Genomic DNA, 16,950 nt, shown 5'->3' with positions numbered 1-16,950 from the left:
AGGTACAATGTCCAAACCCATTATTGGAATAAGTGCAAACCAAAGATTAAATATCGCTCTAGATAATCTGCCGTGGTCATATGCGCCTACTGGTTTTGTCCAGGCAGTTACTGATGCAGGTGGCTTACCGCTTCTACTACCAATTGGTGATGAATCAGCTGCTAAGGTGTATGTGTCCATGGTCGATAAAATAATCTTGATTGGGGGACAAAATGTAGACCCTAAATATTATCAAGAAGAAAAAGCTGCCTTTGTTGATGATTTCTCACCCGAACGAGATCACTTTGAACTAGCCATCATTAAAGAAGCTATAGCCCAGAAAAAACCTATTTTAGGCGTCTGTCGTGGGACTCAGTTAATGAACGTTGCCTTAGGTGGCAGTTTAAACCAGAATATCCCTTCCCATTGGCAAGATGCTCCTTCTGATTTTCTATCGCATGAAATGATTGTGGATGAAGATTCCATTTTATATCCTATCTATGGTAAGAAAACTGTCATTAATTCTTTTCATCATCAAAGTCTGAAAAAGGTAGCTGATGATTTAAAAGTTATTGCAAGAGACCCTCGTGATGGAACGATTGAAGCTGTTGTTTCTACTAACGAGGCTATTCCTTTTTTGGGTGTTCAATGGCATCCTGAGTTGCTTCAAGGTTTTCGCAAGGAAGATTTACAACTCTTTGATTTATTTGTCAATGACTTTGAAGCTAGAAAAGAGATGATTTTTCTCGGAAACTATAATAAGATTGATAACTAACGATGATGTGATCCAGGCAAATGATGCCTAGGTCTTCACATGATCGTTTTATTTTTTCAGTAAAAGCGTAATCATTAGGACTCGGGTCAATACTTCCTGATGGGTGATTGTGAACCACAATAAGACTTGTTGCCATATTTTTACAAGCGTAATATAAAATTTCTCTAGGTTCTGCGATCGAACGTCTGACTGTCCCTATAAAAATCGTTTTCTCTTCAATCACGCGATTTTGACTATCTAAATACAGAACCACTAAATGCTCCTGCTTTTTATCGCCTAAAACAGCCATCATCTTCTCTGCAATCTGAACACTCGAAAGAATCCTCTCAGACATTGTTTGCTCAGTTGCTTGAATCCTAGCAGCCAATTCAATCATTGCTTTGATTTCAATTGCTTTAACTTTACCGATTCCCGCTAAGGTTTGTAATTCTTGCAGGGACAGCTTTTTAAAATCTGCTAAGCTTTCTAAATGTGACAACAGGTAAGAAGATAATTCCAAAACGTGTTTTTCTTTATTTCCTGTCCTTAATAAAATGGCTAATAATTCTTGGTTGCTTAAGGCTTCGGCCCCCATGCGCATTAACCGTTCTCTTGGCATCAGCTTTATATCATCGCATTTGATCGAATACATCTCACTACCTCCCTATCTATTTATTCGATAAAAAAACAAGTTTCTTATTAAGAAACCTGTTTTTTTTGAATGGCTTGTTTTTTCTGGATGTTATCCTTAATGACTTGATAGAGAGTTGCTGCTAAAGGGACGGCGATAATCATCCCAACAATTCCTCTTAGGGAAGCTCCAATAGTAATGGCCATTAACACCCACATTGCTGGCAGACCAATGGAACCTCCCACCACTCTTGGATAGATAAAATTTCCTTCAATTTGTTGTAAAATAATTAAAAACACAATAAACACAATCGCTTGCGACATGGATTGGGTCATGATTAAAACAAAACCAATTGCTGCACCAATGGAAGCTCCGACAACTGGAATTAATGCAGTGAAGGCCACTAATACCCCAATAGTTCCGGCAAATGGTAATTGTAGTAAAAACATTCCCGTCGTTGTGAGCGTCCCTAAAATCATAGCTTCTAAGGTCTGGCTGACAAAGAAACCATGAAAACGATGGTGTAATAAATCAACTAGATAATGAATACGCTGAGCATATTTACCAGTATAAGTATCCACCAAGGTATTTCCTTGACGACAAAGACTCTCTTTGTTGGCCAGGACATAGAGTGAAAAGACAAAACTGATGAAAAGGTTGATAATTGCAGATGCGATAACCGTTACTGACGTCAAGATATTCGTTAGGACACCGATAAATTGTTTTAATAATTGTTGACTATAACTCGTAATGGTTTGTGTTAGTTTGGCATCACCACCAATATATTTGATGACACGTGCTAATAATTTATTATGTTCTAACTGATTAACCACTTCTTTAATAGATGGTGTATCAAATTTTGTTAAGGTGCTGATGCTAGCAATTAAATCTGGGATGACAATTGAGATAATCCAAGTGATTAAAATAAAAAAGGTCAGATAAGCTAGCAACATACAGATGCCTCGCTTAACTTTTAAAACGAGGGGACTTCCTTTAAAAGCGTAGACATATGCTTTTTCATAAGCACTCATGACAATATTAACAATATAAGCTCCTGCTGCTCCATAGAGAAAGGGGAGACTTGTTTTATAAATAGTTCTTACAATATCAGTTCCATTTTCCCAGTTGGCTAAAATAGCATAACAAAGAATAAATGTCACAACAAGATAGAGGATATGTTTTTTTTCAAATTTCATGGTAACTCCTTCTTTTCCATTATACACTAAATTGCAAAACAGGGATACCCGAATCTCCTCATCGACATTAAGGGCAGTGAGAACTACTTGGACAAAGCATAATTGGCTATATTGACCTTCCTAGCATCATCTAAAAAGGTCATCATAGGCCAGTAGTTGCGGGTCTCTTAATGCTTTTATAAATAATCCTTAATAACTTGTGCCATTATAGCATAAGCCTGAAAATTAAGGTGTAGACCATCTAAGGTATAGCTATCTGCTAGTCCACCTTGTGCATCTTTAAGACAAGTATTGACGTCAATAAATTCTACAGAAGGAATCATGGATAATTCTTGATTAATGCTATCAATAACAGCATTGGTTCTAACTTTAACCGTCGTCTGGTATGCTGGATTCTGCGACACCGGTAATAATGACAGAAGGTAAATCTTACTATAGATGGAATGGCTTCGAATCTGGTTAATCAATTCTACAATAGTTGAAACAATATGATTCTTGTCAAATCCTAGACCAATGTCATTACAACCAATTAATAAAAAGACTTTTTCTGGTTCTAAATCAGTAATATGATCATCATAATGTGTCACTAACCACTGGCTATCAATTCCTGCAATACCTCGATTAATAAAAGGAAAGTCTGTTCCTAAGGCTTTTTTTAAGGGGAAAAACTCAATCAGTGAATCTCCGGCAAAAACAATACCCCCTTTTTCAGTACTCTTATTTTTATCATGGTAATCTGCTAGCTTCTTTTCTTGATAGCGTCGTAATTCTTCTGAAACAATTTCTAACATGTCAAACTCCTTATTATTACCTATAGTATAACAAAAAGATTGACTCTATTCAGTATCCAACGCTCTACATTAAACGACTAACATGTTAGTCATTGACCGTCTGGAGATCATCACTTACTATTGTAGAAAAAATTTACCTTTTTAAGCATATCCTCAGAAATGAGCCATTTTTTTTGTTACAATACTATTAACTGACTATTGTTTCAGGAGAGAGAAAACATGTTTAATAAGTTACAACCACGTTTAGATATACAGGCTAAGAGAAAGCCGCTACCTTATCGTTATTTTCAGACTGTCATCAATGATGGGCGACCTGATATTTTATTCCATTGGCATCCAGAATTAGAACTCATCTATGTTCAAGAAGGAACTGCTCGCTATCATATTGATAACGACTTTTTTAATGGTGAGACAGGTGATATTATTCTGGTTAGACCTAATGGCATGCACTCCATTCATCCTATTAACGGGGAAACTCATATGTTTGAAACTTTTCAGTTCCATTTGGATATGATTGGATCTTCCATTGGTGATCAAGTGACTAATCGGTATTTACAGCCCCTACAAGACAGCACTTACAAATTTTTGCCTTGCATTAAACCTGATATGCCGGGTTATGATGCTTTAAAAGACTGCTTGTTTTTGATTTTCAGCTTATCCAAAGAAGAGGATCGTCATTTTGAATTACTCTTAAAGGCTAAACTACACGAATTCTTATACTTATTATATTACCACCGCTATGTCATCCGAAAATACACTGATGATATCCATCGAAAAAATGAAAAAATTCGAGAACTGGTTGCTTACATCAATAATAACTACCATCAGACATTGACTATCGATTTTTTAGCCGACTTTATTGGTTACAGTAAGACTCATTTTATGGCTATTTTTAAGCAACATACCGGTAACTCCTGTACTGAATTTATTATTCAAGTAAGACTTAACAAGGCTTGCGAATTGTTGGTCAATTCAAACAAGCCTATTGTTGAAATTGCTAATGGGATTGGCTTTAACAATCTTTCTAACTTTAATCGCCAATTTAAACAATATTATGACATGACACCAAGTCACTACCGCAAGCAATACACTAAGACCAAAGAAAGTCGCTCTCTTATCAGTTCAAACATAAGCAATAACTAAACTACTATATTAAAAAACCGAGTACTTTCTAAAAGAATACTCGGTTTTTTTAATGTATCTACATCAATACTTCTCTCACAAATCCTGTGTCAGCTTCATTAACAACTAAGAAAATGGTGGCACCGGATAAGAGGCGCGTGCTACCTGAAACCACTTGTGATTTTTTATTGTGAATTTGTGTTGTGATTAAGACATTGTCAGGTAGTTTCAAGTCTCTGACATACTTTCCTGCAATCTTGTCTCCGACCGTTAATTCAATCAGAGTTGGCTCTACTAAGTCAGTAGGATGTTTAATGGCCATTTTATCAAGCATTGCTTCATAAATAGGTTGACCATTTAATAAGTCCATTACCAAATAGGACACAAAAGTCACTACCGCTATAGCCATCAATGGCTTCAAATCTCCAACCATTTCAGTCACCAAAATCATCCCCGTTAGGGGGGCCTTGGAGATAGCCGCAAAATAGCCTGCCATGCCTAAAACCAAGAAAAGAGGTAGAAAGCGCTGATTGAGTAATCCTAATTGTAGAGCTGTTTGCCCAAATAACAACCCTGCCAGAGCACCGAGCGTTAGAATCGGTAAGAAAATACCACCAGGTAGACCGCTGCCATAGCTAAACATGCTAACAATAAAGCGAATAAGGAAATAAAGGAGAATGGTGATTAAGGGGAGTTGCTGATGGGATAAGGCAAGAATTAAACCATGCCCCCCACCTAATAATTGTGGCAAGTAATAACCAATCGGTAATATCATAACCACCAGAATAATCCCATAAAAATGAGCTGGCAAATGCAGCCATCTCCCTAAAACACCGTAGAGTTTGTGAAAATCAAGAATGACTACTTCGTAGAGATAACCTAAGCCACCAAGAAAGAGCCCTAACAATAGCAATAACCAATATTGGTTAAGCCCTAAAAAAGGCATGGCTTTCGGCATACCAAGAACTGGTTTGAGACCAAAAATATTTAAGGAAATAAAGTTAGCGACCAAGCTTGCAACTAATGCTGTAATCCAGATTAGGCGAGAAAAATGATGGTAAATCTCCTCAACAACAAATAAAAGTCCTGCAATCGGGGCATTGAAAGCCGCTGATAGACCTGCTGCTGCTCCGCTGGCAATCAGAACTCGTTTTTCCAAACGGCTGGATTTGATGAGTTTAGCAAATCCCTTTGCTGACATGGCACCAAGTTGAATAGAGGGACCTTCACGACCAAGCATAAAGCCCATAGAAATGGCTAATGTTCCTCCTAGAAATTTTTTCCAGAGGATACTCCACCAATTTGGTAACAAAAGACCTTTAAGCTCTCCTTCGACATGAGGAATTCCAGACCCTTTAATATCAGGATCAGACTTAACCAAAAAGCCGACAAAAATAACAGCTAATAAGCTGATACCAACGATAGGAACTAATAAAAGGGGATTCTCATGAGCGGCATGATAGGATTCAATAACCGCTTCAGCCATCTTTTCAATAACCAATCGAAATAGACTAACCACAACTCCAGCTACAATGCCAACAATAATCCCACGCCAAACATAGGCAATAATGGACTTGTTTGAAAAGGTAAATTCATTTTTGTGATTTTCCATCTTTTCCTCTCTTTCTTTTGAATGCACTAGTACCATTGTATCAAAGACAGGCTTAAGTTACCAGTGCTTTTTAAGAGCTGGTTCTCAGACTGAATGGAGAATAGCAAAAAACACACTAGCCTACTAGCCAGCATGTTTTTTCTTAAAAGATTTAGGGGAAATTACCGTCAGGCCTCGGTCACTGCAGAACTGACACTTTTAGCAACAATATCAGCGACTCCTTCTTGGAAGGCGTCTGGAATAATATTAGTGGTGCTCAAAGCGTCATCTGGGACAAGACTAGCAATACCTTTTGCGGCAGCAATTTGCATCTCAACAGTAATGGTTTTTGCCCGTGCATCTAGTGCCCCCCTAAAAATCCCTGGGAAGGCAAGGACATTATTAATTTGGTTAGGAAAATCACTGCGGCCAGTACCTACAATGTAAGCCCCCGCTTCAAGGGCTTCATCAGGGTAAATCTCTGGAACAGGGTTGGCCATGGCAAAAATTACTGGGCGCTCTGCCATTTTACTGATCCACTCTGCTTTTAAGACTCCTGGTGCTGATACACCAATAAAGATATCTGCTCCTTCAAGAGCATCTTCTAAGGTACCTGATTTAAACTCACGATTAGTGACTTTCGCTATATCCAAATGATGTGGTGCTAACTGATCTGCCTCTTGTTCATTGATAATGCCAAATTTATCCACTACCGTCACTTTTGTCGCACCTGCTGCTAATAATTTACGGGTAATGGATAATCCAGCAGATCCACCACCGTTCACCACGATGGATACTTCATCAAGGGATTTTTGAAGGAGTTTCAAACTATTGAAGACAGCTGCCAACACCACAATAGCTGTTCCGTGCTGATCATCGTGAAAGACAGGAATATGACATTCCTTAATTAAGCGTTGCTCAATTTCAAAACAGCGGGGCGCACTAATATCTTCCAAGTTAATGCCACCAAAGGTTGGTGCAAGCGCCTTGACAATACTAATAATTTTTTCGGTATCTTTGGTATCTAATACAATTGGAATAGCGTCCACACCTGCAAATGCTTTAAAGAGTGCTGCTTTTCCTTCCATAACTGGCATGGCTGCTTCAGGGCCAATATCCCCCAGACCAAGAACCGCAGTACCATCACTGATAACGGCTACTGTATTTTTCTTGGTGGTTAAGTCATATGCTAATGTTTTATCTTTTGCGATGGCAGATGACACACTAGCTACACCTGGTGTATAGGCAATGCTCAAATCATGTTTATTTTTAATGTCAACTTTTGGTTGAACTTCCAATTTACCTCCGAACGTTTTGGCTTGTTCAAGGGCAAGTTGATCTAATTGATTTTCCATAGGGAATACCTCTCTTTTTTATTGGTTTGGATTAACTAAAAATAATTCTTAAAATAGCTGTCATAGTGATAACGGTAATAGCCCCACCTAAACGGGTAGCGACTTGGGCAAACGGCATTAGATTCATGCGGTCTGCAGTACTCAAAATAGCCACATCACCGGTTCCACCCATACCACTTTGACAAGCTGAAATAATTGCTGCTTCCACCGGGTTCATGTTAAGGAAACGAGAGACAAAGAAACCGACACTGACAACCGTTAACACCACACTAATCACCACAATAAAATATTGCCAGCTAAGGGTGGCCACAACATCTTTTAATGGGATATAAAGTAGTCCAAGCCCTGCCATTAGTGGAAAAGTAAAGTTGCTGGAAATAAATTTATAAAGTTGTTTGGCACCATTTTGTGTTTCTTGGGGGATAACATTCAGGTATTTCAAGAAGGCCGCCAAGATAATCATTAACACCGGTCCTGGAAAACCTGTTAAATGCTGTAACAAGCCACCGGCAATAAAAAGTGAACAAGCTGTTAAAACGCCTGCCCCCATTAATTTAACATCTAAGGCTCCAGAATTGTCTTTTAGGGCATCAGACATATCTTCGCTATGACCTATTTTAACTAATTGCCCTTGACCAGAATAACTTGGGTGCTTCTCTCCAAAACGGTTGAGCAAGGCCGTGCATAAGATAGCAAAGAAATTCCCAATAATGGTGGCTGGAATCAGTTGAGCCACTAATTGCTCACTTCCGACTCCTGTAATGGCACTGTAACCAAGGGATAAGGGTAAAATACCTTCACCAATTCCTCCAGCAAGGACTGGCGTCACAATATAAAAGAGGGTATGTTGCCAGTCTAATCCTAAAATGACGCCAACCAAAGTCCCTACTCCCATAGCACAAACCATTCCAAGTAACATCGGAATAATCATCCGAAAGAGTCCTTGAATCAAGATTTTACGATTCATGCCTAAAATACTACCACAGACCAGGCAGGCAATATAAAAATAAAGAAAATTCGCTTGCTTCATCAATACATTAGTCGCTTCTAATACATTGGGATTGAGGAGATTAAAAAAAACCAAAATCGAAGGGACTAAGAGCGATAAAATAGCTGGACCACCAAAATGTTTGAGACCTGGAATGGTAGCCCCAATGGTTCCTAGTAGCCAACCAAGAGTTAAAATAACAGCAAAGCCCCCCAGCATATTAACAGGCAATTGTTGGAGCCAGCCTGTGATCAAAATTAAGGTAGCTAAAACCAGATAAACAGGTAAAGGAACAGAGCCTATACGCCTGTTTTGCCATGCTTTTGAATGCTCAGACAAGTCTTGCCGAGGCATTTTCTTGCTTATTGTTTCCATGAAACAACCTCCTTTAGCGATAAGGTTAGTATAAAAGAGAAAGTTCCAAAAAAACAGTTTATTTAAGTTGTTTAACTACTTTAATTTTTTCAAGTTATTTAATTAATTTAAGCTAGCGAGTCATTTCTTATCGTGTTATACTCAATAAGAAGGAGACCTTATGAAAAAACCACTAAGTTTATGGGCCAGCCTATCGTTGATTTTGGTATCTATGATTGTTGTCACGACATCCCTTTTTTATGGGATTATGCTGCACGACACACACCAATCCATCAAAAATCAAGAAACTCACTTACTAACGTCAACTGGAAAAATGTTAGCCAACCATAAGGACATCAAAGAATTGCTCCTAAGCGACAAACCCAATACTAAAACGACTGCCTATACTAATTCCATCGCCTCTATTTATCATTTGGATTACGTAGTGGTTATGAATATGAAAGGTATCCGACTCACCCATCCTAACCCGAAAAATATCGGAAAACCTTTTCAAGGAGGTGATGAGGAGGCAGTTCTATCAGGAAAAAAGGTTATCTCTACCGCAAAAGGCACTTTAGGAAAGTCCCTCCGTTACCTTGTTCCGGTTTTTGACGGCAACAAACAGATTGGTGCTATTGCTGTTGGCATTAAACTGACCACCCTAAATGATGTGGCTTTAACATCAAAACGCAACTACACCTTATCCTTACTACTTTGTCTTCTCATTAGTTTACTGGTCACCAGTTTTATTTCTTTTCGACTCAAGCGTCAACTGCATCAGTTAGAACCAAGTGAAATTTACCAACTCTTTGAAGAGCGTAATGCCATGTTGGATCAAATCGAAGCCGCCGTATTTGTGGTAGATAAAACTGGTATTTTACAATTATGCAATCAGGCTGGACAAGAGTTAATCGCTCGAAAATGCCAGTTAGAAAAGCCAATTGGAAAACCTTTTAAATATCTTTTTCCTTCCTTTTCAAATCTTCAAATCCAGGAAGGGCACGAACAACTGTTTCGGTATGACGAAGAAGATTACCTCCTCGCTATCTCTCCAATTGCTGTCAAAAACGATCACCGAGGCCATATTATTTTCATGCGAGAAGCAGTTAAGGCCATTTATACTTTGGATCAATTAGCTTACACTACTGCCTACGCTTCTGCTCTTCAAGCCCAAACTCATAAATTCATGAATCAATTGCATGTTATTTATGGCTTAGTTGACATTGCTTACTATGACCAGTTGAAAATTTACCTAGACAGCATTTTAGAACCTGAAAATGAAATTATTACAAGTCTATCGGTTCTGGTTAAAGAGCCACTGCTAGCTAGTTTTCTCATTGGCGAACAGGATAAATACCAAGAATTAAATGTGCATCTCAAAATGGATGTTTTAAGCGAGATTCCTCATTCTGCTAGCAAAAAACAACTCAATCATTGTTTGATGATTTACCGCTTTATCCACACTAATCTCTTAACCATCCTGAGGCCCAAGTCGCTTGTATTGAGTATCCGATATGAGCAGAATCAATTAAGCAGTTACTATACCTTAACAGATGATTGGATCGATCTCGATCGGGTTCAACCTATTTTTGAACTTCCCTATTTTCAACAACTTTTAACAGATACAAACTCTCAATTTCAGCAGCATCAAACTGCAACAGAGTTACGGTTTTCGGTGACAGTACCCTATTTAGGAGGCTAGGATGAATGTTTTAATTATTGAAGATGATCCCATGGTGGATTTTATCCATCGCAATTACCTTGAAAAAACGGCTCTTTTTGACTCTATTATGTCTAGCAATTCCATGGCATCTGCCCAAAATATACTTATTACCTACGCTATTGACCTAATTTTACTGGACATTCACATTATAGATGGCAATGGTATTTCTTTTTTAGAAACCTTACGTGCCCAGCATCATCCTTGCGAAGTCATTATTATCTCTGCTGCAAACGATGGTAATAGTATCCGAGATGGGTTTCATTTGGGTATTATTGATTACCTTATCAAGCCCTTTACCTTCGAGCGATTTGAAGAAAGCATTCGACAATTTGTTGCCCATAGAGAACAATTGGCTAACCAGAAATTGGAGCAAGCTCAAATTGATCAACTGAAATGTTTGACCAACAAAAAAGACACTAAAAACACGCAACTATTAGAAAAAGGCCTCTCTGAATCAACCTTTCGATGGATTATGGAGAATATCCGGACCTTTGAAAAACCCTTTACCATTCAAGAACTGGCCACATCTTGTCATTTATCTCATGTTTCTGTCCGAAAATACATTGCTTATTTAGAAGAAAATAATCAGATAGACAGCCAACAAATTTTCACTAAAATTGGCCGTCCTTATCGGGTTTACTGGCCTTCATCACATTAATCAGCAAGCAAAAAAGACTGACTAGCCACTTCATTTCAAGAGTTAGCTCTTATTGTCTCAACTCTTGGCATATAGGTGACATCAGTCTTTTGTTTTTATTTGCGATACATTTTGAATTGGAGATAAAGGTCGTTATAGATACCTAACCATCTTGAGCCTAAATTATCATAGACTTCCAATTTTTTGACGATATCGTCAGTTGGGTAAAAGGCAGGATCGTTTTTAATCTCCTCTGGAAGCAAAGCCTTAGCTTTTTTGTTTGGTGTCGCATAACCAATATATTCAGCATTTTGCGCTGCATTTTCAGGACGATTGATAAAATTCAAAAAGGCATAAGCTTCTTTTTCATGTTTCATGGTTTTTGGAAGCACCAAATTATCGAACCAGAGATTGGACCCTTCCGAAGGAACAATATAGTGAAGGTGTTCATTGCTGTCTAACATTTCACTAGCCTCTCCGGAAAAGGTTATGCCAATCGCAGCATCGCCTTGAATCATGTATCCTTTCATTTCGTCAGCCACAATAGCTTTGACATTTGGCGTTAGCTGTTGAAGTTTACGTTCTGCAGCTTCTAAGTGCTCTCGATTTTTTGAGTTAACACTGTAACCAAAGGTGGTCAATCCAACGCCCAATATTTCGCGCGCTCCATCAATAAGCATGATGCTATTTTTATATTCGGGACGCCACAGATCTTCCCAGTGCATAGGCGCTTTATCCACTAGCTGATCATTATAGACAATCCCTACTGTTCCCCAAAAATAAGGTAAGGAATAATCATTATGAGGATCAAAGCTTTTTCCTAAAAATTCTTTACCAATATGCTCCATGCCAACCAATTTTGATTTATCCAGTTTGATCAGAAGATCTTCCTTGATCATCTTGTCAATGGTGTAGTCACTAGGAACAGCAATGTCATAAGTGGTTCCACCTTGTTTAATTTTGGTGTACATGGCTTCATTGGAATCGAAAGTCTCATATTGTACTTCAATACCTGTCTCTTTAGTAAATTTCTTTAGCAGAGCTGGGTCAATGTAATCTCCCCAGTTATAAATTACTAATTTGTCTGATTGACTACCAGAGCCAGAGTTTTTCTGCAAGATAAAGGAAAGACTTGTTAAAATAACAATAACGCCCAAAACTCCTGCCAAAAAAGAAGAAAGTTTACGCATGCTTTTCCTCCTTGTCTTGTGAAATATAATAATAACCGATCACTAAGAGGATGGAGAAAAAGAAAACGATGGTTGACAAAGCATTGATATCCAAGGAAATTCCCTGACGAGCCCGTGAATAAATCTCAACCGATAGAGTGGTAAAACCATTTCCAGTTAAAAAGAAGGTCACTGCAAAATCATCCAAAGAATAGGTAAAGGCCATAAAATAACCTGCAATAATACCAGGTGTCAAATAGGGGAGCATAACTTCTCTGAGCATTTGGAAATAATTGGCTCCCAAATCATAGGCTGCGTTGACCATGTCTTGATTCATCTCTTTCAAACGCGGTAACACCATTAAAACCACAATAGGAATAGAGAAAGCGATATGACTCAATAGAACAGACGACATTCCCAATTGCAATTTCAAGGAGGTGAAAAGAATCAAAAAGGAAGCACCAATCATAACATCCGGTGACACCATCAAAACATTGTTGGCAGATAATATCGCATTTTGGTATTTACGTTTGATGTGATGAATAAAAATAGCTCCAAAGGTCCCAATAATCGTTGCCAGTAAGGCACTGCTAAAAGCAAGAACAAAGGTTTGTAATAGAATCCCCATCAGGCGACTATCTTCAAACATGGTTTGGTAATGCTCAAATGTCACTCCTGTAAAACCATTCATGTCCCCACCCTTGTTGAAAGAATAGAAAATCAAATAAAAAATGGGAACATAGAGCAAAATAAAGACACTTGCTAAATAAAGATTGGCAAATTTTTTCATTTACTTTTCTCCTTTGTTAGCCACATAATAGCAACCATGGTCAAGATTAACACCACACCTATGGTTGATCCCATTCCCCAGTTTTGGGTTGTCAAAAAATGTTGTTCGATCGCTGTTCCAAGCGTAATCACACGGTTTCCACCAATCAAACGGGTTAACATAAAGAGACTCAAACTTGGGATAAAAACTGACTGGACACCTGCTCTAACCCCATTCAAGGAAAGAGGGAAGATAACCTTTGAAAAAGCTTGAAACTCATTGGCTCCTAGGTCACGACTGGCATTGATGACATTATGGTCAATATCATCCAAAGCATTAAAAATCGGTAAAATCATAAAAGGGAGTTCAATGTAAGAGGCTACAAAAATAAAGGAGAAATCCGTAAACAGGATTTGCTGTGGCCCAATTCCCATAAAGGTTAAAAAGCTATTAATTCCCCCTTGTTGACCAAAAATCCCCATAAAGGCGTAGGCCTTTAGCAATAAATTTACCCAGGTTGGCAAGATAATGAGCATAAGCCACAACTGCTTGTGCTTTAGGCGCGTTAAAAAGAGTGCCGTAGGATATGAAATTAAGAGCGTGACAAGTGTGATAATACCAGCGTATAAAATGGAATTCACACTCATTCTCAAATAGGTCCAAGAGCTAAAAAACGTTTCGTAATTGGCTAAAGTCACATGCCCTTCAATGTCAAAAAAGGACTTATAAAATAAGAGAGTAACCGGAGCCACAACAAAGAAGAGAATCCATAAGAAGTAAGGAATCGAAAAAAGGCTAGAGGTTTTCTTCATTACGCTCCTCCTCAATGGCATTAATCAATCCATCTTCTGGTTCGTCCATTTCCACATATTCTTCAATACGCGCATCGAATTCTTCCTCTGTCTCATTAAGACGCATGATATGAATATCTTCAGGGGTAAAGTCTAATCCGATAACTTCTCCCTCGATAGCTTTGCGGGTAGAATGAATCATCCACTCATTACCCAAGTCATCATAGGCGATAATTTCGTAGTGAACTCCCCGGAATAATTGGGTATCAACCTTAACTTGTAATTTCCCTTCTTCCGGCAAAGTGATTTGAAGATCTTCAGGACGGATAACCACTTCAACAGCTTCGTTGGGACGCATACCGCCATCGACCGATTCAAACGTTTTACCATTAAAAGAAACGAGGTAGTCTTCGATCATGGTACCATTGATAATATTAGACTCCCCGATAAAATTGGCAACAAAATGATTGATGGGTTCATCATAAATATCTACTGGCGTCCCTGACTGAACAATTTCCCCTTCATTCATCACAAAAATCCAATCACTCATGGCCAAGGCTTCTTCTTGATCGTGAGTAACAAAGACAAAGGTAATGCCTAGACGCTGTTGCAATTCACGCAATTCATACTGCATTTCCGTTCTGAGTTTTAAATCAAGAGCTGAAAGCGGCTCGTCAAGCAAGACCACACGAGGTTGATTGATAATCGCACGCGCAATAGCCACACGTTGACGTTGACCACCGGATAATTTTTGAATGGAACGATTTTCGTAACCTTCCAACTGAACCATTTTCAAGGTTTCTTTCACGCGCTTAGCAATCTCTTTCTTGTCCACTTTTTTCAGCTTCAAAGCAAAAGCAACGTTCTCAAAAACAGTCATATGAGGGAAAAGGGCATAATTCTGGAAAACAGTATGAATATCACGTTTATTAATCGGTAAATCATTAATACGTTCGCCATCCAAGTAAATATCCCCACTGGTAGCATCCAAAAGACCAGCCATAATATTCAAAATGGTTGATTTTCCAGAGCCTGAGGCACCTAATAAGGTGTAAAACTTTCCTTCTTCAAGGTCAAAATTAATATTCTTTAGGACCTGTGTTCCACTGTCCTCAAATGTTTTTGAAACATTGTTAAATGTGATAATTGGCTTAGTCAATTGTCATAAATCCTCCACGGTACTTTCTTTAATGATGATTAACGAGTGTTATAGGCTTTCTCCAATAATACGCACTTCTGGCTCAAGCCTAACGCCAGAATGGTTTTCAACTGCCTCAATAACATGGGCAATCAAATCTTCATAATCTTTAGCTGTGCCATCTGCCACATTGATCATAAAACCGGCATGTTTTTCAGAAACTTCCACACCTCCAACACGATGACCTTTAAGATTTGCTTCCATGATTAGTTGACCTGCAAAGTGTCCTGGAGGACGCTTAAAGACCGAGCCACAAGATGGAAATTCCAACGGTTGTTTGAGCTGGCGCAGATGATTCAAACGATTCATCTCTTGACTAATGTGATCGTAATTCCCTGGATTAAGGGCGAACTTAGTAGAAATAACAATATCACCAGTTTCTTGAATGACTGAGTGACGGTAGCCAAAGGCCATTTCTCGAGCTGAGAGGGTTTTTACTTCTCCACTTGGAGTAAGCACTTTAGCTGACAAGAAGATATGCGCTATCTCCCCGCCATAGGCACCCGCATTCATAAAAACAGCACCCCCAATACTTCCAGGAATGCCACATGCAAATTCGAATCCTGTTAAACTATGGAATTTTGCAATTTTAGTTGTTTCAATCAGGTTCGCTCCTGCTTCTGCTTCCAACGTGTATCCATTGATGCGGACTGCGTTTAATTTGTCAAACATGATGACAAAGCCACGAATACCTCCATCGCGGACAATCAGATTGCTAGCATTTCCCAAAACCATCCAAGGGATGTTCGCTTTATTGGCATAGGTCACAATGCGTGAAAGCTCGTAGTGATTTCTAGGAAAGGCTAAGAAATCAGCTGGGCCACCTACCTTAGTATAGGTATAGTTCTTTAGGGCTTCGTTCTCACGAATATCAATCCCATGAAGTTCAGTTATCATAGTTATCTTCTTTCTTCTATCACTTCTTATACGAGTAAAAAAATCGGCATAAAGCCGATACTATTATATCAAATTTTAGAAAAAATAACGATGATTTTAACAAAAGTTTATGAATTGGCTTATTGCAATCATCATCTCTAAAACAGGGCTAAGACTCTGTCTGTCGAGCTGAAAAAAGCGTGATGTCTGAGGTGTCTAAAGCCGCCAAATCAACCGATAAAGGGACTTGACGGACGGGCAGCTTCAACTCAGCGTTTAATTCTAATAAAGGAAGCAAAACAAAAGCACGCTCAGTCATATATGGGTGTGGCACTTTCAATTCCTTTGTGTCATAAACCTCTTCTCCAAATAGCAAGATATCAATGTCAATGGTTCTTGGTCCCCATTTTTCATGTCTCACACGACCAAGAGATTGCTCAATAGCTTGTGTTTCTTTTAAGAAATCAGCCGCGGTTAATTGTGTATCTAATTGACAGGCCATATTAAGGAAGTCAGCTTGATCTGTCTTACCCCAAGCAGCCGTTTCATAAATAGACGATTGGGCTAGTAAATGGGTTTTAGGAATCTTAGCAAGGGACTGGACAGCTTGACTCAAGTACTCTTCCCGGTCTCCCATATTGGTCCCTAAACTTAAATAAACAATGGTCATCGCTGCCTCTCCAATTCAATACCAACTGCCTTGTAATGTCCTGCGATCGGTGGGTTTTCTTTTTTGATAGCTACTTTAATGGCTTCAATCCGTGAAAATTCGTCAAAAAGTTTTTCACAAATCGCACCTGCTAAACGCTCAATCAAGGTAAATGTTTCCCCTTCCACCAACTGGCGAACACTCTCAAAAACCATACCATAATGAACAGTATCAGCCAATTCATCTGACAAAGAGGCTGCTTGTAAATCTACTGCTAGCTCTAAATCAACCAAGAAAATCTGTCCAAGGGTTTGTTCTTCTTGAAAGGCTCCATGATAGCCGTAAAATCGGCAGCCTTCTAATATTATTTTATCCAT

General features: G+C 38.7%; 17 protein-coding genes. 4 read left to right on the top strand and 13 right to left on the bottom strand.

The window, feature by feature from the left end; all coding sequences use genetic code 11:
* The first annotated feature begins 7 nt into the window (after positions 1 to 7).
* A complete protein-coding gene (locus ACYTR8_RS03410) occupies positions 8 to 754 on the top strand; it encodes a gamma-glutamyl-gamma-aminobutyrate hydrolase family protein (protein WP_269760086.1) in 747 nt (248 codons plus the stop codon).
* On the opposite strand, the gene radC is transcribed toward ACYTR8_RS03410, so the two are convergent.
* The 3 genes from radC to ACYTR8_RS03395 all read right to left on the bottom strand — a co-directional run bounded on the left by radC (position 705) and on the right by ACYTR8_RS03395 (position 3,351).
* Positions 705 to 1,385, bottom strand: coding sequence for a RadC family protein (radC, locus tag ACYTR8_RS03405; RefSeq protein ID WP_111716263.1), 681 nt, complete (start codon positions 1,383 to 1,385; stop codon positions 705 to 707). The genes ACYTR8_RS03410 and radC overlap by 50 nt on opposite strands.
* A gap of 47 nt (positions 1,386 to 1,432) precedes the next feature.
* Positions 1,433 to 2,560 (bottom strand): AI-2E family transporter, encoded by a 1,128-nt coding sequence (locus ACYTR8_RS03400; RefSeq protein WP_269760087.1) that lies wholly within the window; start codon positions 2,558 to 2,560, stop codon positions 1,433 to 1,435.
* Between the two features lie 176 nt (positions 2,561 to 2,736).
* Positions 2,737 to 3,351 carry an SGNH/GDSL hydrolase family protein gene (locus ACYTR8_RS03395; RefSeq protein WP_111716257.1) on the bottom strand — a complete coding sequence of 205 codons (615 nt, stop codon included), beginning with the start codon at positions 3,349 to 3,351 and terminating at the stop codon, positions 2,737 to 2,739.
* A 219-nt stretch (positions 3,352 to 3,570) separates the two neighbouring features.
* Here ACYTR8_RS03395 and ACYTR8_RS03390 point away from each other — a divergent pair, with 219 nt between their 5' ends.
* Positions 3,571 to 4,494 carry a helix-turn-helix domain-containing protein gene (locus ACYTR8_RS03390; protein WP_443597672.1) on the top strand — a complete coding sequence of 308 codons (924 nt, stop codon included), beginning with the start codon at positions 3,571 to 3,573 and terminating at the stop codon, positions 4,492 to 4,494.
* A gap of 58 nt (positions 4,495 to 4,552) precedes the next feature.
* Here ACYTR8_RS03390 and ACYTR8_RS03385 read toward each other — a convergent pair whose 3' ends face one another.
* From ACYTR8_RS03385 to ACYTR8_RS03375, 3 genes are all read right to left on the bottom strand, one after another.
* Positions 4,553 to 6,085, bottom strand: a complete 1,533-nt coding sequence (locus tag ACYTR8_RS03385; protein WP_111716252.1) for a ClC family H(+)/Cl(-) exchange transporter — start codon at positions 6,083 to 6,085, stop codon at positions 4,553 to 4,555.
* Positions 6,086 to 6,252: 167 nt separating this feature from the next.
* Complete coding sequence (locus ACYTR8_RS03380) at positions 6,253 to 7,419, bottom strand: NAD(P)-dependent malic enzyme (RefSeq protein WP_269760090.1); 1,167 nt, start codon at positions 7,417 to 7,419, stop codon at positions 6,253 to 6,255.
* 31 nt (positions 7,420 to 7,450) lie between these two features.
* Entirely contained in the window at positions 7,451 to 8,782 is a 1,332-nt protein-coding gene (locus ACYTR8_RS03375; RefSeq protein WP_269760091.1) for a 2-hydroxycarboxylate transporter family protein, read from the bottom strand.
* Between the two features lie 160 nt (positions 8,783 to 8,942).
* Between ACYTR8_RS03375 and ACYTR8_RS03370 the strand changes: the two genes are divergently transcribed.
* Positions 8,943 to 10,463, top strand: coding sequence for a Spo0B domain-containing protein (locus tag ACYTR8_RS03370; protein WP_269760092.1), 1,521 nt, complete (start codon positions 8,943 to 8,945; stop codon positions 10,461 to 10,463).
* Between the two features lies 1 nt (position 10,464).
* On the top strand, positions 10,465 to 11,142 hold the full coding sequence (locus ACYTR8_RS03365; RefSeq protein WP_479641671.1) for a response regulator: 678 nt from the start codon (positions 10,465 to 10,467) through the stop codon (positions 11,140 to 11,142).
* A 95-nt stretch (positions 11,143 to 11,237) separates the two neighbouring features.
* Here the strand turns inward: ACYTR8_RS03365 and ACYTR8_RS03360 are convergent, their stop codons facing one another.
* The 7 genes from ACYTR8_RS03360 to folB form a co-directional block, all read right to left on the bottom strand.
* On the bottom strand, positions 11,238 to 12,311 hold the full coding sequence (locus ACYTR8_RS03360; protein ID WP_479641670.1) for an ABC transporter substrate-binding protein: 1,074 nt from the start codon (positions 12,309 to 12,311) through the stop codon (positions 11,238 to 11,240).
* Positions 12,304 to 13,080 carry an ABC transporter permease gene (locus tag ACYTR8_RS03355; RefSeq protein WP_269760094.1) on the bottom strand — a complete coding sequence of 259 codons (777 nt, stop codon included), beginning with the start codon at positions 13,078 to 13,080 and terminating at the stop codon, positions 12,304 to 12,306. Before ACYTR8_RS03355 ends, ACYTR8_RS03360 begins: the two co-directional genes overlap by 8 nt.
* Complete coding sequence (locus tag ACYTR8_RS03350; RefSeq protein ID WP_003048634.1) at positions 13,077 to 13,871, bottom strand: ABC transporter permease; 795 nt, start codon at positions 13,869 to 13,871, stop codon at positions 13,077 to 13,079. Before ACYTR8_RS03350 ends, ACYTR8_RS03355 begins: the two co-directional genes overlap by 4 nt.
* Positions 13,855 to 15,009, bottom strand: a complete 1,155-nt coding sequence (locus ACYTR8_RS03345) for an ABC transporter ATP-binding protein (protein ID WP_111716236.1) — start codon at positions 15,007 to 15,009, stop codon at positions 13,855 to 13,857. Before ACYTR8_RS03345 ends, ACYTR8_RS03350 begins: the two co-directional genes overlap by 17 nt.
* A gap of 48 nt (positions 15,010 to 15,057) precedes the next feature.
* A complete protein-coding gene (gene murB / locus ACYTR8_RS03340; RefSeq protein WP_269760095.1) occupies positions 15,058 to 15,945 on the bottom strand; it encodes a UDP-N-acetylmuramate dehydrogenase in 888 nt (295 codons plus the stop codon).
* A gap of 148 nt (positions 15,946 to 16,093) precedes the next feature.
* Positions 16,094 to 16,594, bottom strand: a complete 501-nt coding sequence (gene folK / locus ACYTR8_RS03335; protein ID WP_479640176.1) for a 2-amino-4-hydroxy-6-hydroxymethyldihydropteridine diphosphokinase — start codon at positions 16,592 to 16,594, stop codon at positions 16,094 to 16,096.
* The gene (gene folB, locus ACYTR8_RS03330; RefSeq protein ID WP_111716229.1) at positions 16,591 to 16,950 is read right to left on the bottom strand and encodes a dihydroneopterin aldolase; all 360 of its coding nucleotides are present in this window, start codon (positions 16,948 to 16,950) and stop codon (positions 16,591 to 16,593) included. Before folB ends, folK begins: the two co-directional genes overlap by 4 nt.

The sequence above is a fragment of the Streptococcus sp. F2 genome (assembly GCF_056500955.1).
The sequence above is the reverse complement of the archived record's forward strand: the minus strand, read 5'-3'. Positions and strand labels throughout refer to the sequence as shown.